The sequence below is a fragment of the Actinophytocola sp. genome (assembly GCF_036402745.1).
Taxonomy (GTDB): domain Bacteria; phylum Actinomycetota; class Actinomycetes; order Mycobacteriales; family Pseudonocardiaceae; genus Actinophytocola.
The window spans coordinates 37,032-57,737 of the sequence record NZ_DASWSJ010000035.1; the positions used below are offsets into that span (position 1 = coordinate 37,032).

The 20,706-nt window shown below is 71.8% G+C and carries 23 protein-coding genes; 14 read left to right on the plus strand and 9 right to left on the minus strand.

Annotated elements, in window-relative coordinates:
- Positions 1–107: 107 nt before the first annotated feature.
- A complete protein-coding gene (locus tag VGD70_RS03240; protein WP_331077935.1) occupies positions 108–635 on the plus strand; it encodes a CGNR zinc finger domain-containing protein in 528 nt (175 codons plus the stop codon).
- A 127-nt stretch (positions 636–762) separates the two neighbouring features.
- Here VGD70_RS03240 and VGD70_RS03245 read toward each other — a convergent pair whose 3' ends face one another.
- Positions 763–1,620: a phosphatidylinositol-specific phospholipase C/glycerophosphodiester phosphodiesterase family protein gene (locus tag VGD70_RS03245; RefSeq protein WP_331078013.1), complete on the minus strand. Its 858-nt coding sequence runs from the start codon at positions 1,618–1,620 to the stop codon at positions 763–765.
- Between the two features lie 103 nt (positions 1,621–1,723).
- Here VGD70_RS03245 and VGD70_RS03250 point away from each other — a divergent pair, with 103 nt between their 5' ends.
- Positions 1,724–2,482: an SDR family NAD(P)-dependent oxidoreductase gene (locus tag VGD70_RS03250; RefSeq protein ID WP_331077937.1), complete on the plus strand. Its 759-nt coding sequence runs from the start codon at positions 1,724–1,726 to the stop codon at positions 2,480–2,482.
- Between the two features lie 49 nt (positions 2,483–2,531).
- On the opposite strand, the gene VGD70_RS03255 is transcribed toward VGD70_RS03250, so the two are convergent.
- Entirely contained in the window at positions 2,532–3,566 is a 1,035-nt protein-coding gene (locus VGD70_RS03255) for a GDSL-type esterase/lipase family protein (protein ID WP_331077939.1), read from the minus strand.
- Positions 3,567–3,653: 87 nt separating this feature from the next.
- Between VGD70_RS03255 and VGD70_RS03260 the strand changes: the two genes are divergently transcribed.
- A complete protein-coding gene (locus VGD70_RS03260) occupies positions 3,654–4,097 on the plus strand; it encodes a DUF6463 family protein (protein WP_331077941.1) in 444 nt (147 codons plus the stop codon).
- A gap of 3 nt (positions 4,098–4,100) precedes the next feature.
- On the opposite strand, the gene VGD70_RS03265 is transcribed toward VGD70_RS03260, so the two are convergent.
- Positions 4,101–5,534: a S28 family serine protease gene (locus VGD70_RS03265; RefSeq protein ID WP_331077943.1), complete on the minus strand. Its 1,434-nt coding sequence runs from the start codon at positions 5,532–5,534 to the stop codon at positions 4,101–4,103.
- A gap of 316 nt (positions 5,535–5,850) precedes the next feature.
- Complete coding sequence (locus tag VGD70_RS03270; RefSeq protein ID WP_331077945.1) at positions 5,851–7,278, minus strand: lysine 2,3-aminomutase; 1,428 nt, start codon at positions 7,276–7,278, stop codon at positions 5,851–5,853.
- An 86-nt stretch (positions 7,279–7,364) separates the two neighbouring features.
- Here VGD70_RS03270 and VGD70_RS03275 point away from each other — a divergent pair, with 86 nt between their 5' ends.
- The 7 genes from VGD70_RS03275 (at position 7,365) to VGD70_RS03305 (ending at position 15,029) form a co-directional block, all read left to right on the plus strand.
- The gene (locus tag VGD70_RS03275) at positions 7,365–8,396 is read left to right on the plus strand and encodes an L-erythro-3,5-diaminohexanoate dehydrogenase (RefSeq protein ID WP_331077947.1); all 1,032 of its coding nucleotides are present in this window, start codon (positions 7,365–7,367) and stop codon (positions 8,394–8,396) included.
- Complete coding sequence (locus tag VGD70_RS03280) at positions 8,393–9,856, plus strand: amidohydrolase (protein WP_331077949.1); 1,464 nt, start codon at positions 8,393–8,395, stop codon at positions 9,854–9,856. Before VGD70_RS03275 ends, VGD70_RS03280 begins: the two co-directional genes overlap by 4 nt.
- On the plus strand, positions 9,856–11,430 hold the full coding sequence (locus VGD70_RS03285) for a lysine 5,6-aminomutase subunit alpha (RefSeq protein ID WP_331077951.1): 1,575 nt from the start codon (positions 9,856–9,858) through the stop codon (positions 11,428–11,430). The genes VGD70_RS03280 and VGD70_RS03285 overlap by 1 nt, the downstream gene beginning before the upstream one ends.
- A complete protein-coding gene (locus VGD70_RS03290; protein WP_331077953.1) occupies positions 11,427–12,194 on the plus strand; it encodes an OAM dimerization domain-containing protein in 768 nt (255 codons plus the stop codon). The genes VGD70_RS03285 and VGD70_RS03290 overlap by 4 nt, the downstream gene beginning before the upstream one ends.
- On the plus strand, positions 12,191–12,601 hold the full coding sequence (locus tag VGD70_RS03295; RefSeq protein WP_331077955.1) for a hotdog domain-containing protein: 411 nt from the start codon (positions 12,191–12,193) through the stop codon (positions 12,599–12,601). The genes VGD70_RS03290 and VGD70_RS03295 overlap by 4 nt, the downstream gene beginning before the upstream one ends.
- A 27-nt stretch (positions 12,602–12,628) precedes the next feature.
- Positions 12,629–12,880, plus strand: a complete 252-nt coding sequence (locus VGD70_RS03300; protein WP_331077957.1) for a GNAT family N-acetyltransferase — start codon at positions 12,629–12,631, stop codon at positions 12,878–12,880.
- Between the two features lie 157 nt (positions 12,881–13,037).
- The gene (locus tag VGD70_RS03305) at positions 13,038–15,029 is read left to right on the plus strand and encodes an AMP-binding protein (RefSeq protein WP_414637879.1); all 1,992 of its coding nucleotides are present in this window, start codon (positions 13,038–13,040) and stop codon (positions 15,027–15,029) included.
- A gap of 102 nt (positions 15,030–15,131) precedes the next feature.
- On the opposite strand, the gene VGD70_RS03310 is transcribed toward VGD70_RS03305, so the two are convergent.
- Positions 15,132–15,482, minus strand: coding sequence for a VOC family protein (locus tag VGD70_RS03310; RefSeq protein ID WP_331077961.1), 351 nt, complete (start codon positions 15,480–15,482; stop codon positions 15,132–15,134).
- An 88-nt stretch (positions 15,483–15,570) separates the two neighbouring features.
- Between VGD70_RS03310 and VGD70_RS03315 the strand changes: the two genes are divergently transcribed.
- Genes VGD70_RS03315 through VGD70_RS03325 form a run of 3 tightly spaced genes read left to right on the plus strand, consistent with a single transcriptional unit; the run spans position 15,571 to position 17,691 of the window.
- On the plus strand, positions 15,571–15,870 hold the full coding sequence (locus VGD70_RS03315; protein ID WP_331077963.1) for a hypothetical protein: 300 nt from the start codon (positions 15,571–15,573) through the stop codon (positions 15,868–15,870).
- A 10-nt stretch (positions 15,871–15,880) separates the two neighbouring features.
- Positions 15,881–17,035, plus strand: coding sequence for a sensor histidine kinase (locus VGD70_RS03320; protein ID WP_331077965.1), 1,155 nt, complete (start codon positions 15,881–15,883; stop codon positions 17,033–17,035).
- Positions 17,032–17,691 (plus strand): response regulator transcription factor, encoded by a 660-nt coding sequence (locus tag VGD70_RS03325; RefSeq protein WP_331077967.1) that lies wholly within the window; start codon positions 17,032–17,034, stop codon positions 17,689–17,691. Before VGD70_RS03320 ends, VGD70_RS03325 begins: the two co-directional genes overlap by 4 nt.
- Here VGD70_RS03325 and VGD70_RS03330 read toward each other — a convergent pair.
- Positions 17,681–18,115, minus strand: coding sequence for a MarR family transcriptional regulator (locus VGD70_RS03330; protein ID WP_331078015.1), 435 nt, complete (start codon positions 18,113–18,115; stop codon positions 17,681–17,683). The genes VGD70_RS03325 and VGD70_RS03330 overlap by 11 nt on opposite strands.
- Before the next feature lie 48 nt (positions 18,116–18,163).
- On the opposite strand from VGD70_RS03330, the gene VGD70_RS03335 reads away from it, so the two are divergent.
- Positions 18,164–18,544 carry a DUF5313 family protein gene (locus VGD70_RS03335; RefSeq protein ID WP_331077968.1) on the plus strand — a complete coding sequence of 127 codons (381 nt, stop codon included), beginning with the start codon at positions 18,164–18,166 and terminating at the stop codon, positions 18,542–18,544.
- On the opposite strand, the gene VGD70_RS03340 is transcribed toward VGD70_RS03335, so the two are convergent.
- The 3 genes from VGD70_RS03340 to VGD70_RS03350 all read right to left on the minus strand — a co-directional run bounded on the left by VGD70_RS03340 (position 18,541) and on the right by VGD70_RS03350 (position 20,546).
- On the minus strand, positions 18,541–19,530 hold the full coding sequence (locus VGD70_RS03340) for an inorganic phosphate transporter (RefSeq protein WP_331077969.1): 990 nt from the start codon (positions 19,528–19,530) through the stop codon (positions 18,541–18,543). The genes VGD70_RS03335 and VGD70_RS03340 overlap by 4 nt on opposite strands.
- A gap of 3 nt (positions 19,531–19,533) precedes the next feature.
- Complete coding sequence (locus VGD70_RS03345) at positions 19,534–20,154, minus strand: DUF47 domain-containing protein (protein WP_331077970.1); 621 nt, start codon at positions 20,152–20,154, stop codon at positions 19,534–19,536.
- A 62-nt stretch (positions 20,155–20,216) separates the two neighbouring features.
- Positions 20,217–20,546 carry a metalloregulator ArsR/SmtB family transcription factor gene (locus tag VGD70_RS03350; protein WP_331077972.1) on the minus strand — a complete coding sequence of 110 codons (330 nt, stop codon included), beginning with the start codon at positions 20,544–20,546 and terminating at the stop codon, positions 20,217–20,219.
- Between the last annotated feature and the right edge of the window lie 160 nt (positions 20,547–20,706).

The following is a 20,706-nucleotide window of genomic DNA, read 5'->3' on the forward strand; positions in this document are numbered from 1 at the left end:
CACCTCCGTAACTGGCTATAAGCTTGATGACAGTGACGCTAGCTGACGTGGAGGTAACTGGTCAAGTGGACTTTGACAGTCACACAAGTGACGTGGTGGGAAACGTCGTGACGTTGATCAACGACGTCACCCCGGGTGAGCGCCACGGCCGCCCCTTCCCGCCGCCGGCCGACCTGGTGGCGGCCGTCCGCGACGCCGTGCCGCCCTCCCGTACCCCCGACCACCCGACCGCCGCCGAGGCCGAGGAGCTGGCCGCCTGGGCGACCCAGCTGCGCGAGGTGGTCGAGCTGGTCGACGCCGGCGAGGTGGCCAAGGCCTGCGCGTCCCTGAACGCCATCATGCGAGCCACGAACGCCATCCCCACCCTGGCCCGCCACGACGACGAGCCGTGGCACCTGCACTTCCACAGCGCACACGCGTCCTGGTCCGAAAGCTGGGCGGCCTCGATGGCAACAGCCCTGGCGACAGTCCTGGGCAACGCGGCCATCGACCGCCTCGGCATCTGCAACGCCTCCGCGTGCGACCGCGTGTACGTGGACATCTCGAGAAACGGCACCCGCCGCTTCTGCTCGACCGCGTGCCAGAACCGCGTGAAAGCCGCAGCCTTCCGGGCCCGCAAAACCGCCCCAGGCTAGGCGGGAACCGGTTCCCGCGCAGGGGCCGTCGCGTTCTCCATGGGCGAGGGCCAAACCCCGCGAGGGCCGCCACCGCGCCGAGAGGGGCCAGTGGCGCCCCAGGACAGAGGCGCCACCGTCACGAGGGTCAGGCCGCGTGCCGAGCCGAGGAACGCAGGAACCCCGCCAGGCCGGCGAGGTCGTCGGTGTTGATGTGGTCCACGCCCGCCGCCACGAGCTCGCGCCAGATCGCCTCGCGCTCGGGCCCGGCCACGTCCGGCGTCGCCCAGAACCGGACCCGCTGGCCGGCGTCGTGCGCGGTCCGCACGATGGCGCGCAGCTCGGCCCGCTCGTCGGCGGGCATCGGGCCCGCGCCGGTCCACGAGAACAGCGTCGTCCAGTTGTCCGACACCAGCGGCGTCAGGCGCGCGTCGGCGCCGGGGCCGAGGTCGGACTGGTTCGCGATCCGGCCGTCGTAGAACGCGACCCGGCTGCGCTGCGCCTCCATCGTCGCCCGCGGCCGGTTGCCGGACACCACCGCCGTCACCGGGCCGCGCCACACCCGGCCCGACCGGTAGGACGTCCACAGGAACGCGTACCGAGGCGAGCGCAGCACCGAGTCCAGCGCCGCGTAGGTCGACTCGCCCTCGGTCTTGATGTCGATCAGCAGCTGGAAGTCCACCCGCCGCCCGGGGTAGATGCCGCCGTGGAGAGCCTTCTGCCGCAACGGGTCCAGGTACAGCGAGCGGAGCGTGCGGGCCGGGTCGAGGTCCGCCGGGTCGTGCGCGACGAGCAGGTCGCCGTCCACGAGGAAGATGTCGGCCTCGACGCTGGTGAAGCCGTGGTCCAGCGCGTCGAACAGCGGCCGGGCGTGCTCGTAGTCGTTGTGCGCGTGGGCCTGCGCCAGCGGCTCGACCCGCTGCTGGGGTGGTGTCGCGGTCGCGGCGGGGACCGCGCCGGCCACCAGGCCGAGCAGTGCCAGCAGCAGGAACAGGGATCGGGGCAGGGCCCGCACGGCAGAACCTCCGTCGGTCGGGATAGCAGGGCGCCGCCCAACGTAGGGCACGCGGGTGAACGCTGGGCACCGCCGACGTGGCAGAGTCGGGGACGTGATCGATACCCGCCTGGCCGGCAAGGTGGTGCTGGTGACCGGGGGAGCGGGTGGCATCGGCGCGGCGATCAGCCGGGCGTTCGCCGCGGAGGGCGCCCGGGTCGCGATCCACTACCTCGCCGCCGAGCCCGGTCCGCCCGACGGTGCCCACTGGGAGCACTCCCTGCCCACCGACGCCGTCCCGCTGGCCGAGGAGCTCGGCGGCGTCGCCGTCGACGCCGACCTGTCCGAAGCGGACGCCCCACGCTGCCTGTTCGACGACGTCGAGGCCGCGCTCGGCCGCGTCGACGTGCTGGTGAACAACGCGGCCCACCGCGAGAGCCCCGACACCATCGACAGGCTCACCGCCGCCAACCTCGAGCGCCACTACCGCGTCAACGCGATCGCCCCGGCGCTGCTCACGGCCGAGCTGGCCCGCCGCGGCGGCACGTGCGCGGTCAACATCTCTACCGACGCCGCCCGCGCGTTGCCCGGCAAGATCGGCTACGGCACGTCGAAGGCCGCGCTGGAGGCGTTCACCCGCGCCGCGGCCCTCGACCTCGGCCCCCGCGGCGTCCGAGTGAACGCGGTGGCCCCCGGTCCGGTCCAAACGGGATGGATCACGGAGGACCAGGTCCAGGCCCTGACGTCGATCATCCCGTTAGGACGCGTGGGCGACCCGGCGGATGTGGCCGACGCGGTGGTCTTCCTTGCCTCCCACCAGGCCCGCTGGATCACCGGCCAGGTCGTCCAGGTCGCCGGCGGTCACGCACTCTGATGTCCACGCGACGAGGACCGCGCGAAGACCGCGCGACGAGGACCGCGCGCTAGGGACCGCGGGACGAGGCGGCGTGCAGGTTGCCGTCCGCGCCCGCCAGGCACGCGGCGGCCCGGTCCGGCGTGTTCAGGAACTCGCCGAGGCAGCTGCCGAACTGCGCGTGCCCCAACGCGTTGGGGTGGAACGACTCCTGCAACGCGTGCGTCGCGCGGTCCTCGTGTTGCAGGTCGTCCCACTGGACGGCCAGGCGGCGGAACCACTCGTGGTGCTCCGGGTCGCGGCTGGCCGAGCAGGCCTCGTGGCCGATGCCCGCGCGGGACAGGTCCAGGAACCGCGCGTTCACCCGCGCCGCCGCCAGGCGCACGCCCGCGGTGAGCACCGGCACCGCCGTCCGCTCGACCCAGCGCAGGTCGTCGGAGCGGAACGGGCAGCCGGACAGGTCCTGCAGGCCCCGCGCCACATCCGTGCCGATCGGCGCCGCGTAGGACTGGACGATCAGCTGGTAGTCGTCCTCCGCGTAGCCCGCGTTGCCCATCACCGTGCGGATGTCCGACAGCGCCCGCACGAGCTTGGGCACCATCTTGTCCACCCGCTCCTGCCACTTCGGCCCGACCGAGTCGCCGCACGGCTCGCCGCGGCCGATCCACGCCTCGACACACGCGTTCAGCACGTGCGAGAACCCCGGCTCGTCGTTGGCCCCGGACCCGACGACCACCGCCACGACCCGGTTCCGCGCGGCGATCGCCGCCAGCCGCTCGGCCTGCGACGGCTCCGTGTACTGCACGACGTCACCCAGCCCGACCTGCGGCGACGGCGCGCCCGAGCACGCCAGGTTGAACGTCCGGTCGATCGTGAGCAGGTCCATCCGGTGCACCGACGCGTGCGGGGACCGGTGGCACCAGTTGCCGTTCTGGCCGTCGGTGCCCTTCTCGTAGTCGCCCGCGCCCTCGCCGGAGATCGTGCTGTCGCCCATGGCCACGACCACGCGCGGGGCGTCCTGCGGCGGACCGGGTAACGGTGTCGGCTCAGGGACGAGGTCGTCGCCCACGAGCAGAACCGAGCCGAGCAGCAGAACAATCACCATGAGCCCGATCCAGGCTCGCCATCCCCGCGGTCGCATCGTGCTCAAGCGTAGTGCCGCGCGCCGCCGGGCGGCGCGACGATGGTGGGCGTGCCCACGCAACCGTTGATCGGTCGCCCCCGCACGCTGACTATCTGGGCAGGCCGGCTGCTCGCGGCTATCGCGGCCGCGCACCTGGTGTTCTTCTTCGCGACGTCGGTGGGCTTCGTCCCCGACTGGCTCTCCGGCGCGCTCTGGGCCGACCTCCCGATCGGCGCGCCGATGCCGCAGGCCCAGGCGTTCTTCTGGCAGCTGGTCGGCAGCTTCGCGGTGCCGACGGCGCTGCTCGGGCTGGTGCTCGCCCGCCTCGCGCGCGAGGGCCGGGCGCTGCCGGGCTACGTCACCTGGACGATCGCCTGCTGGGTGCTGGCGTGCGCGTTGATCCTCGAGCCGTCCGGCTTCCCGGTGATCCTCCTCCCGGCCGCGATGCTGGTGACGGCCCGGCTCATGGCGAACGGCGCCTCCCGGAAGCCGGAAGGCGCCGTTCGGCGGTGATGATCAGAGCGGGCGGCGGATGTTCCGCGGGTCCCACCTGTCGAGCTCGGTGAGCGCCGCGGACCGCTTGGCGGCCGGGGCGGTGCTCACGCCGGCCCAGCGCAACAGCGTCGCGGTCGCCGCGGCGTTGTCGGCCGGGTTCAGCGCCCGGATGTTCGCGCCGTGGTTGGCGCCCGGCGCGGTGTAGGTGTACGAGTCCTTGTTGCTCGGGTGGAACGGCTCGGCACCCCACGGGTCGTCGGAGCCGTAGACGAACAGCAGCTGGCTCGCGTCCTTGCTGACCCACCGGTCGACGTCGGCGATCGGCCACGGGTCGTGCTTGGACCGCAGCTCCGGCGGCAGGCTGGAGTTGGCCACGTAGAGGTTCGGGTAGTGCAGCAAACCCTTGAGGTACTTGAACTTCGGCTGCGGCCAGCCGAGCTGTGTCGCGGCCTGGTAGTAGTACGGCGCGTAGGGGAGGATCCCCTGGTCGGCATAGAAGGCGAAGCCGGCGACGTTGTCGATGAAGTCGAAGATCTGCTGGTCGGTGGCCGTCACCGGCGGCACCGCACCGCAGTCCGCCTCGCGCGAGTACTGCCAGAACGCCCACTCGGTGTCGAGCACGGTCATCTCGAAGGCCCGGTCGGTCGACCCGAGGACCCGGTCGAACGTGAGGTTGTTGGCGGCGGCGAACTGGTCGTAGAGGTTGACCAGGTTCGTGCGCCGGGTCAGCGCCTCCTTCTGCAGGGTCTCGAGCGCCGTGCGGCAGGCCGGGGTCGAGCCGACGCTCGCGAAGAAGTCGTCGTAGGCGGTGTCCTGCTTGTTGTTGGCGTCGTTCGGGGCCACGTAGGCCACCACGCCGTCGACGTCACGCGGGTAGAACCGGCGGTGGTAGACCGAGGTCATGCCGCCCTTGCTGGCGCCGGTGGAGATCCACTTGGCGGAGTAGATCGGCTTCAGCGCCTGGACGATCTTGTGGTGGTCGGTCGCCGCCTGCCAGATGTTGAGCTTGGTCCAGTTGGCCGGCTCGGGCCGCGAGGGCGTGAAGAACCGCTGCTCGATGGAGATCTGGTTGCCGTCGATGAGCGCGGTCGGCTCCGAGCGGAAGGCCCGTTCGGGCATGCCGTAGCCGGTCGTGTGCAGCACCATCGGCCGGCTGGTGTCGCGGTGCAGGAGCTGGAGGCGCTGCTCGAACGTCGGCCCCTGTGGGTTGAGGTGGTCGACGGCCTGGCGGTAGGTGAGGAAGAAGAACCGGTAGCCGGGCGCGGGCGCCGGCTTCTCGGAGACGACGGTCAGCCCGGGTACCGCCTCGAGCCTGTCGAGGAGGTCGTCCTGCTGGGTCACCGCGGTGGTCACCGCGGGGCCCGCCTGGGCCGGGACGGCCGCGGTCAGCCCGATCATGCTTGCGGCGAGCACGGGCAAGATCGCCGCCGCGAGCGTCCTTCTTCGGATGGACACGCCACTCTCCTAGGGTCACTTTGGTCGCTAACGGTGTGCGACCGACCTGCGAGAGTGTTCCTGACTGAACACGATGGTGGTAGGGCCACAGCTCGCCACTTCACCCTGCGTATGACCCGTTACCGAGGGTCAGAGTGGCGCGCCTTCGAGAAGCGGAGGGCGGCGGCCTGCTGCCGTGTTCGACTTCGAGCGCGACGCCGAGGACATGGCCGCGGTGTCTACTTCGGAGCGCGGCCTGCGCACGCGCCCGGACACCGTCAACTGACGGAGAACGCCCGGCGGGCCCCCTGCGCTCGCCGGGCGTTCTCTCGGCCCGCTAGGACTCGGCCGGCGTGGCGGTGGTGGACTCGTAGTCCGCCCACCACTTCTGGCCTGCCTTCGGGAGCGTGGCGATCGGGTCGTAGTACGGGTAGCGGCGGCTCAGCGCGTCCGGGTCCGAGCGCTCGATGCCCGTGCGGTAGTTCTTCGTCCAGTAGGAGATGCCGCGCTCGCGGTCGTACTCCGCCAGCTGGTGGACCCAGCGCTTCCCCACGTACGGGACGTCGCAGATGATGCGCGGGGTCGCGTAGCCCGGCAGGTAACCCATGATCGCGTGCTGGAGCTGCTGGGCCTCCCACACCGCGACGCGCCAGTGCTCCGCGTTCGGGATCATGTCGCACATGTAGAAGTAGTACGGCAGGATGTTCGCCTCGCCCTGCAGGGCGAAGCACAGGTCCAGCAGGTCATCCGGAGTCGCGTTCACGCCACGCATCAGCACGCCCTGGTTGCGCACGTCGCGCACGCCGACCTCGAGCGCGGTCCGCGCGGCCTCGGCCACCAGCGGGGTCACCGACTGGGCGTGGTTCACGTGCGTGTGAATCGCCAGGTTGACCCCGCGCCGGCCGGCCGTCCGGGCGACGCGCTCCAGGCCCTCGACGACCTTGGGCTGCAGCCAGTGCTGCGGCATCCCCGCGAGCGCCTTGGTCGCCAGCCGGATGTCGCGCACCGAGTCGATGTCGAGCAGCCGCATCAGGAACGACTCCAGCTGGTGCCACGGCACGTTCGCCACGTCACCGCCGGACACGACGACGTCCCGCACGCCGGGGGTCCGCTTCAGGTACTCGATCATCTGGTCCTGCCGGTCGACCGGCTTGAGCGTCAGCTTGTGCTTGTCCACCTGCGGGGTCGAGTTGCCGACCAGGTCCATCCGCGTGCAGTGACCGCAGTACTGCGGGCACGTCGACAGCAGCTCGGCCAGCACCTTCGTCGGGTACCGGTGGGTCAACCCCTCCACGACCCACATCTCCGCCTCGTGCAGCGAGTCGCGCGACGAGTGCGGGTGGTTCGGCCACTCCGGCTCGCGGTCGCTCGCCACCGGCATCATGTAGCGGCGGATCGGGTCCGCCAGGAACGCCTTCGTGAACGAGCCGTCCACCGAGGGCGCCATCGTGTTGAGCATCTGGGGCGGCAGCAGCATCGACATCGTCGCGAGCCGCTCCTGGTCCGCCACCAGGTCGTCGTAGAACGACTCCTCGAGCAGGTCGCCCACCACCGCCCGGAGCTGCTTGACGTTCTTCACGCAGTGCACCCGCTGCCACTGGGCGTCACGCCACTGGGCGTCCGTGACCTCCCGCCAGCCGGGGAACCGCCGCCAGTCCGGCTCCACCAGCTCCCGCCGCACGTACTCGTACGGCTGCCGCGAGGTCTCGTCGACTGCTTCGGAGACCGTCGTGGCGGCTGACTCCAGGTTGTTCGCCGCCGTCATCTGTTCTCCTCGCCGCTAGGGTGACGTAAAGATATGCTGCCAGAACGTATCGTTGGCGCAAATCCTACGGAAGATGGTGGTCGAGCGTGTCGTCATCCCCCTACGGGTTGCATCGGGTGCTGGAACCGGCCGGGGTGCTGCCCCAGCAAGCCTGGCGGCTCTCGACAGAGTCCCGCTCGTGGCCCGATGAAGTCGTGGTGGACGTCGCGCGGCTCAACCTGGATGCCGCCTCCTTCCGCCAGCTCAGGGAGCAGCACGGCGAGCCGGAGGCGGTCCGCAAGGCCGTGCTGGAGATCATCGAAGAGCGCGGCAAGATGCACAATCCGGTCACCGGATCGGGCGGCATGCTGCTCGGCACCGTCCGCGAGGTCGGCCCCGAGTCGCCGCTCGGGCTGCGCGTGGGTGATCGAATCGCAACATTGGTCTCGCTCACCCTGACCCCGCTGCGCGTCGACGACGGCCTCGCCGACTGGTCCGGCGACAGCGAGCAGGTCCCGTGCCGCGGTACCGCCGTCCTCTTCGGCCGCTCCATCGCCGCGGTCCTGCCCGACGACCTCCCCGACGAGCTGGCCCTCGCCGTCCTCGACGTCTGCGGCGCGCCCGCGCTCACCGACCGCGTCGTCCGCGACGCCGGCCCGAGCGCCACCGTCCTGGTCCTCGGCGGCGGTGGCAAGTCCGGCTCGCTCTCGCTCGCCGCCGCCCGCCGCGCCGGCGCCGGCCGGCTCGTCGCGCTCGTCCCCACCCGGGCCGAGGCCGGCGCCGTCGAGGCCAGCGGCCTGGCCGACGAGGTCGTGATCGCCGACGCCCGCAACCCGGTGGCGGTCGCCGAGGCCGTCGGCGCGCCGGTCGACGTCACGGTCGTCTGCGTCGACGTCCCCGGCTGCGAGCACGGCGCGGTCCTCGCCACCGCGGACGGCGGCACCATCGTCTTCTTCTCCATGGCCACGTCGTTCTCCGCCGCCGCGCTCGGCGCCGAGGGCCTCGCCGCCGACGTCCGCATGCTCATCGGCAACGGCTACGTCCCCGGTCACGCCACCTTCGCCCTCGACCTCCTGCGCGACACCCCAGGGGTTCGCGACCTGTTCGAGCGCCGCGAGCGGCACACTTCCCGGACATGAGGACCCTGTTCACCGGCGCCCGGATCCACGGCACGACGGCCACCGCGCTCACCGTCGAGGACGGCGTGCTCACCTGGCTCGGCGACGCCTCGGCAGCGCCCCAGGCCGGCCCGACCGTGGAGCTGGGCGGCGCCCACCTCGCCCCGGCGTTCGTCGACGCCCACGTGCACGCCACCTCCGCCGGCCTGCTGCGCACCGGGCTCGACCTCACCAAGGCCGAGTCGCGCGAGGACGTCCTCGACGCCGTCCGTGACCGCGCCGGGACGGACGAGGTGCTCTGGGGCCACGGCTGGGACGAGACCCGCTGGCCCGACAACCGCCCGCCCACCCGCACCGAGCTCGATGCGGCCGCCGGCACCACCCCGGTCTACCTGTCCCGCATCGACGTCCACTCCGCGCTCGCCTCGACCGCGCTGCTCGACCGGGTGCCCGCCGCGCGCACGGCCCCGGGCTGGTCGGACGACGGTCCGCTCACCCGCGACGCCCACCACCATGTCCGCAGGCAGTTCGGCGACTCGATCACCCCGGAGCAGCGCCACGCGGCCCAGCTGTCCTTCCTGACGCATGCCGCGTCGCGGGGCATCGCCTGCGTCCACGAGTGCGGCGGCCCGGACATCACGGGCGCCCAGGACTTCGCTGACCTCCTCGCGATAAGGGGAAACCTGCCCAGGGTCATCGGCTACTGGGGCGCGGCCGGTGACGCCCCGGCAGGCGCCCGCGGGAAGGCCGGCGACTTCTTCGTCGACGGCGCGTTCGGCTCCCGCACCGCCGCCCTCACCCGGCCCTACACCGACGCGCCGCACACGAGCGGTGCCCGCTACCTCGACGCCGAGCAGATCGCCGCGCACCTCGTCGCCTGCACCGAGCAGGGCGTCCAGGCCGGCTTCCACGTCATCGGCGACGCGGCCGTCGCCGAGGTCGTCGCCGGCTTCCAGCTGGCCGAGAAGGTGGTGGGGGAGCAGGCCCTCGCCAGCACGAGGCACCGCCTGGAGCACCTGGAGATGATCACCGTCGAGCAGGCCGCCGAGCTGGCCCGGTTCCGGGTCGTCGCCTCGGTGCAGCCGCTGTTCGACGCCACGTGGGGCGGCCCGGCCGGCATGTACGCCCAGCGCCTCGGCCCCGACCGCGCCGCCGGCCTCAACCCGTTCGCCATGCTCGTGGCGCAAGGCCTGACCCTCGCGTTCGGCTCGGACGCGCCGGTCACCCCGGTCGACCCGTGGGCCACCGTCGACGCCGCGGTCGACCACCGCACACCCGGCTCCGGGCTCGGCCGGGAGGCCGCGTTCGCGGCGCACACGGCGGGCGGCTGGGCGGCGGCCGGCGAGCAGGGCGGCACGCTGGAGGTCGGCGCTCCCGCCACGTTCGCGGTATGGCGGGACCGGACCTGCCTGCGCACCGTCCTTGACGGAACGACGATCTACGTGGCGAGCGAAGCGACCCGTTCGACGGAGGTGCGATGATGCCCTTGCTGGACCTGGATCCCGAAGTGGTCGACACCGCGCGCAAGCTCGCCGCGCGGGCCGCCGAGCCGGTCGTCACGATCGCCAGAGCCCACACCACGGTGGCCGTCGAACGGGCGACGCTGCGGCTCGCCGGCATCACCGGCGCCGACACCACCCACCGGGCCGGCGACGTGCCGTGGGTCAACCGGGTCGTCGACACCGTCCGCGAGCACTGCGGCCTCGAGCACGGCGTTGTCCTGCCGGCGTTCCACGCGCTCAAGGAACACAACCTCGCCACGCTCACCGAGCTGGCCGGGGCCACCGCCGCCGGCCAGGTCCGGTACACCGTCCCCACCGGCCGCGACGCCGAGCGCGCGGCGAAGGCCGGCCGCACCGCCGTCGCGAAGGGGCTCCGCACGGTCGACCGCAACCGGGCCCAGCGCGACAAGCTCATCGCCAAGCTCGGCAACCCGGAGCAGCGGCCGTGGATCTACCTGATCGTGGCGACCGGCGACATCGACGAGGACGTCGTCCAGGCCGCCAACGCGGCCCGCGCCGGCGCCGACATCATCGCGGTGATCCGCTCGACCGGACAGTCCCTTTTGGACTACGTGCCGGAGGGCGCCACGCACCACGGGTTCGCGGGCACGTACGCCACCCAGGAGAACTTCCGCATCATGCGGGCCGCCATGGACGACGTGTCCAAGGAGGTCGGCCGGTACATCCGCGTCACCAACTACGCGTCCGGGCTGTGCATGCCGGAGATCGCGGTGCTGGGCGGGTTGCAGCGGCTGGACATGATGCTCAACGACTCGATGTACGGCATCCTGTTCCGTGACATCAACCCCATCCGGACGTTCGTCGACCAGCGGTTCTCCCGCCAGGTGCACGCCCGCGCCGGCATCGTCATCAACACCGGCGAGGACAACTACCTCACCACCGCCGACGCCGTCGACGCCGCGCACACCGTCACGGTCTCGCAGCTGCTCAACGAGCACTTCGCGCACGAGGCCGGCCTGCCCGACGAGCTGCTCGGCCTCGGCCACGCGTTCGAGATCAACCCCACGGTGCCCGACTCGTTCCGCCTCGAGCTCTCCCACGCGCTGCTCGCGCGCGAGCTGTTCCCCGACGCGCCGCTCAAGTGGATGCCGCCCACCAAGCACATGACCGGCGACGTCTTCAACGGCTACCTCCTCGACGGCTTCTTCAACCTCGCCGGTGTCCTCACCGGACAGTCGATCCTGCTGGTCGGCATGATGACCGAGGCCGTCGTCACGCCGTTCCTGTCCGACCGCGACCTCGCGCTGGCCAACGTCCGGTACGTCCTCAACGCGGCGGCCGGCCTGCGCGAGGACTTCCGGCCGGCGCCGGACGGGTTCATCGTCAAGCGGGCGCACCAGGTGCTCGGCGAGGCCGTCGACCTGCTGGACCGCATCGTCCGCGACGGCCTCCTCGACGCGATCGCCGACGGCACGTTCGGGCTCATGAAACGCCCGCCGGACAAGGGAAAGGGTGCCGACGGCGTGGTCGAGAAGGCGTCCGGGTACGTGAACCCCGCCGCCGACCTGCTCGACGAGGGGGCGACCAGGTGACCGCCACGCGCGACGAGCCGGCGAAGAGGCACGTGCGGCCCTACGGCGACACCACCGGGGACGGCATGGTGCAGGTGTCGTTCACGCTGCCCGTGCCGGCCGGCCCGAAGGCCGAGGGTGCGGCGATGCAGCTGGCGAACAAGATGGGCCTCGACCCGGCGATGGTCGTGCACTCGCACGGCATCGGCGCCGACTTCACGTTCTTCGTGGTCTACGGGTCGGCCAAGCACCTCGTCGACCTCGACGAGGTCACCGTCGTCGAGCGGGAGTACCCGCTGCTGTCACCGTCCGAAGTGAACGGTGTGATCCGGAAGCTGTTGCGCCGCAAGCTGGTCGTGGTAGGCGGCTGCATCGGCACCGACGCGCACACGGTGGGCATCGACGCCATCCTCAACATCAAGGGCTTCGCCGGCGAGAAGGGCCTCGAGTACTACCGCGAGCTGCGCGTGCTCAACCTCGGCGCCCAGGTGACCGTGCCGGAGCTGGTGAAACGCGCCCGCGCCGAGAAGGCCGACGCGGTGCTGGTGTCGCAGGTGGTCACCCAACGCGACGCGCACATCCTCAACACGCGGGAGATGTCCGCCGCGTTCCGCGAGGCCATGGGCGACCGGTGCCCGGTGCTCATCGCCGGCGGCCCCCGCTTCGACCCGATGATGGCCGGCGACCTCGGCGTCGACCGGGTGTTCGGCCGCGGGACGACGCCGGGTGAGGTCGCGAGCTATCTTGTCCACGCGATGGCGCAGAACAGGGGAGTGGCCGCGTGAGCTTGGTCGAGGGGTTCTCGGTGACGCACCGGCGGTACGTGCCGTACGCGGACGCCCACTACGGCGGCAACCTGGTCGACGGCGCGTACGGCCTGGCCCTGTTCGGCGACGTGGCGACGGACCTGTCCATCCACACCGACGGCGACGAGAGCCTCTTCGCCGGGTACTCGAACGTGGAGTTCCTGGCCCCGGTCCAGGCCGGCGACGTGGTGGAGGTGACCGCCACGCTCGTCCGGGTCGGCAACCGGTCCCGCGACCTCGAGTTCGAGGCCCGCGTGCTGTGCCGGGCGGCGCCGTCCCGCGGCCCATCGGCCGCCGACGTGCTGGACCCGCCGCTGCTCGCCACCCGGGCGAAGGGGACGGTCGTGGTTCCGGCGGGCAAGACGCCGGGCACCATCGAGGCCTGACCCGTCCTGCCGCCTGAGCGCGGTCACGTGCGTCCGAAGGCGGACGATCGGGTGCGGCCGGGCCTGCGCGGTCACGGCATCGGGCACCTGCTTGTCACCGAAGTGATCGACTGGACGCGGGAAAACCGCTGGTCACAGGTGGAGCGACAGGTAGCGGACGGGAACGGCGCGGCCCGGCGGCCGTTCGTGCGCAAGGGGTTTGAACCGACCGGACAGCGGCAACCCCTGCCCCGTAATCCGGCGGTTGACACAGAGATGTTGGTACGTAAGGTTTTCTAGAGTCCACATTTCGGGACTCCGCTCTTGCTCCGAATGGAGCACACTGCTAGTAAATCTAGCTCTGGGCGTTCGCCCGTGCGAACGGAGGAGCTTCGTGTCGACAGACCTCGTCGAAGTGATCGAACTGCTCAACCAACCGCAGGATCGGCTCTGGAGAGTGCTGAACGATCTGGAGGCCTATCCGCGGTTCGTCCGCGAGATCGCCTGGTCGCACCGTACCGGCCACGCCGAGGCGGCGGTCGGCACGCAGTACGAGGTGCGGTTCAGCGTCGACCAGGGGCCGGTGGCGTGCCACGACGTCGAGGTGCTGGTGCACCGGTCGCCGGAGCACCTGGTGCTCGTCAGCGACCAATGGCCGGGTGGGCACGTCGCGATCCGGCTCACCGCCGTCGACCGGCGGAGGACCGAGCTGCACCTGGCGATCTCACTGCCGGAAAACTCGTCGCTGACCGCGTCGTCGTTGCGCAAGCGGGCGCGCCGGGCGATCGGGCTCGTCGACGACCACCTGGCCGGCCGGGCGACCACGACGTCCCGCGGTGGTCTGGACCAGGCCGCGCAAGGCCAGTCGCAGCTGGCGGTGGCGCGAGTGCTCACGAAGGCGGGCGTGATCTCGCCGGGCCGGCCGGACCGGGTGGCCAAGCAGCTGAACGCGCTCTCCCGGTGGGGCGCCACGACGGCCGGTGGGTACAGCGCGGCGGCCGCGCGGGTGCCGCGGGACGACGCGATCGCGGACGAGCTCGGCGCGTTGACGTTCGCCGACGTCGACACGCGGACGAACCGGCTGGCGAACGCGTTGGCGGAGTTCGGCGTGCGGCAGGGCCGGCGGGTGGCGTTGATGTGCCGCAACCACGGCACGATCGTGGAGTCGATGATCGCGTGCGGGAAGCTGGGCGCGTCGGTGTTGTTGCTGAACACGGGCCTGTCGGCGACGCAGGTGACCGATGCCGTGCAGACCCACCGGCCGGTCGCGATGCTGGCGGACGAGGAGTTCCTCCACCTGATGTACGAGCTGCCGCCGGCGCTGCCGCGGATCGGCACGTGGGGCGGGGCCGAGCCGACCGTCGACGGGCTGATCGAGCAGGGATCCGCGGAGAAGGTGAAGCCGCCGGCTGTCGCGGGCAAGATCATCGTGTTGACGTCCGGGACCACCAGCAACCCCAAGGGCGCGCGGCGGCGCAACCCGCACGGCCTGCGCACGGCGGCGGCGGTCCTGTCGCGGATCCCGCTGCGGGCGGGGGAGCGGATGCTCATCGCGGCGCCGCTGTTCCACACGTGGGGGCTCGCGGCGATGCAGCTGGGGATGCCGCTGCACGCGAAGCTGGTGCTGCAGCGCAGGTTCGACGCGGAGTCGGCGCTGCGGGCGATCGAGGAGCACCAGGTGACGTCGCTGTTCGCGGTGCCGGTGATGTTGCAGCGGATCATGGACCTGCCGCGGCAGGTGATCCGGAACTACGACACGTCGTCGCTGCGGGTGGTGGCGAGCAGCGGGTCGCCGATGTCGGCGGGGTTCGTCACGGCGTTCATGGACGAGTTCGGTGATGTGCTCTACAACCTGTACGGCTCGACCGAGGTGTCGTGGGCGAGCATCGCCGACCCCGCCGACCTGCGCGCGGCCCCGACGACCGCGGGCCGGTGCCCGATCGGTACCCGGGTGGGGATTCTCGACGCGCGCGGCCGGCCGGTGCCGCCCGGCGTCGTGGGCCAGATCTGCGTCGGGAACGACATGCTGTTCGAGGGCTACACGGGTGGTGGGAGCAACCGCCTCTACGACGACATGATGGTGACGGGCGACAGGGGCTACCTGGACGCCGACGGCAGGCTCTTCGTCTCGGGCCGCGACGACGACATGATCATCTCCGGCGGCGAGAACGTGTTCCCGCGGCCGGTGGAGGAGCTGCTGCTGACGTTGCCCCAGATCCTGGACGCGGCGGTGGTCGGCGTGCCGGACAGGGAGTACGGCCAGCGTTTCGCCGCGTACGTCGCCTTACGCCACGGCGCCATGCTGAGCGCCGACATGGTCCGCGACTACGTGCACGCGCATCTGCCGCGCTACGCGGTGCCGCGAGACGTGATCTTCATGGACCAGCTACCCCGCAACGCGACAGGAAAGGTGGTGCGGCGGATGTTGGCGTCGGAGGGCCTCGCCTGACCGGCTTGGCCTCCGGCCCCCGGAACCCAGCGTACTGAGCGCCACCGACGGTTTCGGTGTCCTCGGGCGGACTTGTGGACGACGTGGTGGGAGCGCGGGCCGTCAGCCGTGCTGGATCACGCAGAACCGGTTGCCCTCCGGGTCCGCCAGCACGACGAAGTCCGCGTCGTCGGGGTAGTCCTGCCAGTCCACATGGGACGCGCCAAGGGCCAGCAGGCGCTCGACCTCGCCGGCCTGGTCCGGCGTGTACAGGTCCAGGTGCACGCGTGGCTTCTCCTGCACCGGGGTCTCGCTCAGCATCAGCGACACGTTCGGCCCGCCGCCGGACGCGGGCGTGAGCACGACCCACGTGTCCTCCGGCTCGTCGCGCGGGACGTAGCCCAGCGCCCGGCCCCAGAACTCCATCGCGCGCCGCACGTCCGACGCGCCCATGACGATCGACCCGACATGCATGACCCGATTGTCCAGTACCCGGGTATGACGCTCAGGATGGCTCCGCGGCCCGACGATCCGCGCCGCCGCCGCGCATAGCGTCCAGGACATGACGAACGCACTGCTCACGCGCCTCCGCATCCAGCCACGGCCGGGCCTGTTCAGGGCACTCGTGGCGTGGCCGTTCGCGGTGCTCGCCCTCTACCTCGTGGCCCGCGGCTGGCTGTACCCGCTCTGGCCGGACACCGTCGGCGCCATCGGGCACCCGTTCACCGCCGACCCCGGCCTCACCGGGGCGTGGGGCGGCCCGACCCTCGCCGGCGCGTGGTTCGAGCATGCCATGGTCGCGCTCGGCATCCAGGTCGCCTGCCTCGCCGTCATCCGGGCGCTGCACCGGCCCACCGCATAGGGTCGCCCCGGTGAACAGACGCTGGCTGCGCCGCGGTGCCATCGGGGTCGCCTCCACGGCGATGCTGTCGCTCGGCACGCTCGACCTCGTCCAGCACTACCAAACCGGCGCACCGGCCGCGCTCGCCCTCAGCGCCGTCCGCGCGGTCCCGATCCTCATCTACCGGTGGCGCCCGCTCGAGGCGTGGTGGCTCACGCTCGGCGGGGTCCTCGGCACGACGCTGGTGACCACGCCGGTGTCGTCGGGCGAGCCGTGGCCGTGGGCGGCCAGCAGCGTCGCGGTGCTCGCGCCGATGGCCGGAGTCGTTGCCGCGCAAGGCAACCGTCGGCAGGCCGTCGCCGCGCTGGGGACCGTCGGCGTGCTGGGCGCGGGGCTGCAGCTCACCTTCCAGCGCGGCGACTGGGCGAGCGTCCTGACCGGCGTCGCGCTGTGCGGGGTCGGCGTCGTGGTCGGCGATGTCGTGCACGCGCGCCGCCGGGTGGCCGGCCAGCTCGCAGAGGAACGCCAGGTCAGCGCGGCCGAGCGGGCCCGCAGGTCGATGGTCGAGGAACGCGCCCGGATCGCCCGCGAGCTGCACGACGTCGTCGCGCACCACATGTCCATGATCACCGTCCAGGCGGAGACCGCGCGCTACCGCCTGGCCGGCCTGCCGGAGCAGGTGGTCGCGGAGTTCACCGGGATCGCCAAGCTGGCGCGCGGGTCGCTCGCCGAGCTGCGTGGCCTGCTCACCGCCCTGCGCGACGAGCAGGACGCACCCGTGCTCGCGCCGCAGCCGACGCTCGCGGACGTCGGCGAGCTGGTCGAGCGGATCACCGCGGCCGGCACGCCGGTCCGGCTCGTCGTCGACGGCGACCTCGCGACACCGCCGAGCGTGGTACAGCTGTCGGCCTACCGGATCGTGCAGGAGGCGCTGTCGAACGTGGCCCGGCACGCGGGCGGCGCGCGGACCACCGTGTCGCTCTCGGTCCAGGAAAAGCTCACGATCGAGGTGGTCAACGCCGCACCCGCCCAGCCGGCCGCGCCCATCGAGGAGGGGCACGGGCTGGTCGGGCTTCGCGAGCGCGCCACCCTGCTCGGCGGCACGTTCGAGGTGGACCAGCCGGACGGCGGCTGGCGTGTCCGGGTGACGCTGCCGATGGGGGAGACGATGAGGGAGACACAGTGATCAAGGTCGTGATCGTCGACGACCAGGACATGGTCCGCGCCGGGTTCGCCGCGCTGCTGGCCGCGCAGGACGGCATCGAGGTCGTCGGCCAGGCCGCCGACGGCGAGGCCGCGCTGACCGTGTGCGCCGCGGCCGAGCCGGACGTCGTGCTGATGGACGTGCGGATGCCGGTGCTCGACGGCGTCGAGGCCACCGCCCGCCTCCTGCGGACACCGACGCACGCGCGGGTCCTGATGCTCACGACGTTCGACGTCGACGACTACGTCTACTCGGCGCTGCGGGCGGGCGCGAGCGGGTTCCTGCTCAAGGACGCCACGCCGGAGGACCTCGTGTCGGCGGTCCGGGTGGTCGCCGCCGGGGAGGCGCTGCTCGCGCCGACGGTCACGAGCCGGCTGATCGCGCACTTCGCCCGCCAGCCCAGCGCGGTCGGCACGCCGCCGTCGCTCGACGGGCTCACCCCGCGCGAGCGTGAGGTGCTCGTGCTGATCGCGCGCGGGCTGTCCAACAAGGAGATCGCCGCGCGGCTCGTGGTGGCCGAGCAGACCGTGAAGACGCACGTCGGCCGGATCCTCGCCAAGCTGGAGCTGCGCGACCGCGCGCAGGCGGTGATGGTGGCCTACGAGTCGGGCCTGGTGGCGCCGGGCGTCATCGAGTAGCGGCGATGACCCGCGAGAGCGCCGCGTGCAGCGACTCCAGCTCGTCGACGGACATGCCGAGCTCCTCGACGACCTTGTACGGGATCTTCTCGGCCTCCGCGCGCAGTGCCCGGCCGGCGTCGGTGAGGTCGACCTCGAGCTGGCGCTCGTCGGCCCTGGCACGGCGGCGGGTGACGTAGCCGAGTGCCTCGAGCCGCTTGAGCATGGGGGAGAGGGTGGCCGGGTCGTGTCGCAGCGTCTCGCCGATGTCACGCACCGAGCGCGGCGACTTCTCCCACAGGGCAAGGAGAACGAGGTACTGCGGGTGGGTCAGCCCGTGCGGCTCGAGCAGCGGCCGGTAGATCGCGATGACGCTGCGGGAGGCCACCGACAGCGCGAAGCAGACCTGCCGGTCGAGAGCGAGCGGGTCGGGCCCGAGGTCCATGATGCTTGTCACCTTAATAGTTAGTGTACTAAGTGTTAGCGTACAGGTATGGCTGAACGACCGAACCCGATCCAGTGGCTCTGGTACGCCGTGGGCGGCCGGTTGCCGGCCTCGCTGCGCCCGTGGGTCCTGCGCGACGTCTCCGCGCGGACCTGGGTGTGGCGCCACGTCGCACGGATGAGCGTGCTGGTGCTGCCGCTCGCCGCGGCGTGCCTGCTGTTCCCCGGCCCGCTGGGGCTGCGGCTGGCGATGTCGCTGCTGCTCGTGATCGTCGGCACCTACTTCTCCCTGTCGTACGTGGAGGAGAGCTGCGACATGCGGGCAGTCAAGCACGGGCACCCGGCAGGCACGGCGAAGGCGATCCGCGACGCGCGCAACGAGCGCGCCGAGACCGAGGTCCGCGCCCGCTACGAGGCGAACTACCGCTAGAACAGCGAGACCACGCCGTAGGCGATCGCCGCGATCCCCGCGGCCGCGGGGGCGGTCAGGACCCAGCCGAGCGCGATGTCGCCGACCACCGACCAGCGCACGGCCGACTGCCTGCTGGTGGCGCCGACGCCCATCACCGCCGAGGTCACCACATGCGTCGTCGACACGGGCGCGGCGAACACGAACGCCGTCGTGTACAGCACGGCCGCCGCCGAGATCTCCGCCGCGAACCCGTGTGCGGGCGTGAGGTGGAAGATCCGCCGGCCGACCGTGCGCATGATCCGCAGGCCGCCGGACCACGTGCCGGCCGCGAGCGCGGTGGCGCACAGCAGCATCACCCAGAACGGCACGGTGTAGTCGCTCTGATACCCGGTGACGACGAGCGCCAGCACGATCACACCCATGCTCTTCTGCGCGTCCTGCAGGCCGTGGCCCAGCGCCAGGCTCGACGCCGACACGATCTGCGCGCGGCGCAGCAGCCGGGCCGCGCGGTGGGCGTTGGCGCGGCGGAACAACCACATGATCGCGGTCATCACGAGGTAGCCGAGCGCCAGGCCGACGAGTGGGGACAGGACCATCGGGATGGCGACCTTGGTGACCACGCCCATCCACCGCACCTCGGTCGCCGACGCCAGGGCCGCGCCGACCAGCCCGCCGATCAGCGCGTGCGAGGACGACGAGGGCAGCCCGAAGTGCCAGGTGGTGACGTTCCAGAGGATCGCGCCGACCACCGCCGCGCCGACCACCGCCAGGCCACCGGTCGAGCGCGGGGTGGCGATCACGCCCTTCGCGACGGTGACCGCCACGCCGGTGCCGGCGAGCGCGCCGACCAGGTTCATCACGGCCGCCAGGGCGAGCGCGGCCCGCAGCGACAGCGCGCGGGTGGACACCGCGCTGGCGACGGCGTTGGCGGCGTCGTGGAAGCCGTTGGTGAAGTCGAAGCCCGTGGCCAGCACGATGACGACGACGAGCCCGGCGAGCTCCACGTCTCAGGACTCTTTCACCGCGATGCTGTGCACGACGTCGGCGACGTGCTCGAACGCGTCGGCCGCCGACTCGAGCTGGTCGACGATCTCCTTGAGCTTCATCACGGTCAGCGGGTCGAGCTCGCCGCTGAACAGCCACGACAGCAGCCGCCGGTAGACCTGGTCGGCGTCGTTCTCCAGCTCGTTGATCTTGATCCAGTAGCCGGTGAGATCGCGCAGGGTGGCGAGCCGCGGCATGGCGGCGGCGGTCAGCCGGGCCATCTCGTCGAGCAGCTCGACCTGTGCGTCCACCCCGTCCGGCAGCGCCTCGGGGTTGTAGAGCGCGGCGAGGTCGACGGCGGCGTCCATGAAGTCGATGACGTCGTCGAGCCGGACCGCGAGGCGGTAGATGTCCTCGCGGTCGAACGGCGTGATGAACGACCGGTCGAGCTGCTCGATGATCTCGTGCGTGGCATCGTCGCCGGCGTGTTCCGCGTCGTGCATGCGTCTCGCCAGGTCGGTGCGCTGCTCGAGCGGTGCGGACACGAACTCCCGCAGGATGGTGACGGCCGAGACGATGTTCGTGCCGGCCACGCCGAACAGGTCGAAGAACCGTGTCTCGCGGGGCTTGAGACGTATGCGCATCGGGGCTCCCCCTCCGTGATCGTCCGGCACAGAGTGGCCGCCCGTCACCCGGTGAAACCTCGCTACCGCTCCGCGATGCGTTTGATCGCCGCCAGGCGGGTGTCCCACTGCATCGCGACGGCCGACATCCAGCGGGCCGTCGCGCCCAGCGGCTCCGGGCGGACGGTGTAGCGCATCTCCCGGCCCTGCTTGTGGCCCTCCACCAGCCCCGCGCGGTCGAGCACGGCAAGGTGCTTGACGATCGCCTGGCGGGAGACCGGCAGGCGACCGGCCAGCACGGTCGCCGTCGCCTCGCCGTGGGCGGCCAGCCGGTCCAGCAGTAGGCGGCGGGTCGGGTCGGCGAGGGCGACCAGCACCTCGGTGACCGCGTCGTCGCCGGCCAGTGCGGTCATCGCGACGTCACGTACGCGGCCAGCTCGTCGAACCCGGTCACCGCGGCCCACACCTTCGCCACCGGCGCGTCGATCAGGATCTCTCGCTCGATCTGGTTGGGAACGGTCATCGCCAGGCTCCTCGAAGAAGGGGATGTGCTACCGCAGGGTTGCATATTGG